The organism is Pseudomonas fragi (assembly GCF_002269505.1).
In the GTDB taxonomy this organism is placed as follows: domain Bacteria; phylum Pseudomonadota; class Gammaproteobacteria; order Pseudomonadales; family Pseudomonadaceae; genus Aquipseudomonas; species Aquipseudomonas fragi_D.
The window spans coordinates 1-670 of sequence record NZ_NQKQ01000065.1 but is presented as its reverse complement, the minus strand read 5'-3'; the positions used below and the strand labels follow the sequence as shown (position 1 = coordinate 670).

At 57.0% G+C, this 670-nt stretch carries 1 pseudogene; it reads left to right on the top strand.

The annotated features are described in order from the left end of the window. Nucleotides 1-670, top strand: a pseudogene (locus CJU81_RS24385) (hypothetical protein); the annotation flags it as partial.

Below are 670 nucleotides of genomic sequence, written 5' to 3'. Positions count from 1 at the left end.
AGCTCAGTGCCTCCAGTACCGATGCTGTCAACGGCAGTCAACTGTTTGCCACCAACCAGCAGGTCACCAGCAACACCTCCGCCATCACCAATATCGATAACGGTGCAGGTATCAAATACTTCCATGCCAACTCGGCACTGCAAGACAGTTCGGCCACGGGTGTTAACAGTGTGGCAATAGGCCCTGTCGCTAACGCTACTGCAGATGGAGGTGTAGCGGTAGGCTTGAACACCAACGCGACAGGCTCTGACTCAACAGCTTTGGGGAATGCCAGCACTGCCTCCGGTTCATCATCTACTGCTATTGGGGATAACACATCTGCCTCTGGCATCAGCAGTGTCGCTCTGGGGCGAGCTAGCTCTGCCGCTGGTTTGTTCTCTATCGCTTTGGGGAGTAACGCTTCTTCCTCCCTCAACAATAGCGTAGCTATAGGATCTGCAAGCACTGCATCCGGCCCTTCGTCTACGGCTATCGGTAATCTCTCACATGCAACCGGAAACGGTTCTCTGGCAGTCGGCTCGGGTGCAGGTGCAAACGTAGGCGGATCGATTGCCCTGGGTAGCGAATCGTCGGCCGACTCGGCAGATGCCGTGGCCATTGGTACCTCGGCGACAGCCACGGGGGGCAAAGCCGTGTCCATCGGTGCGGGCAATATCGCCACTGGCAACGG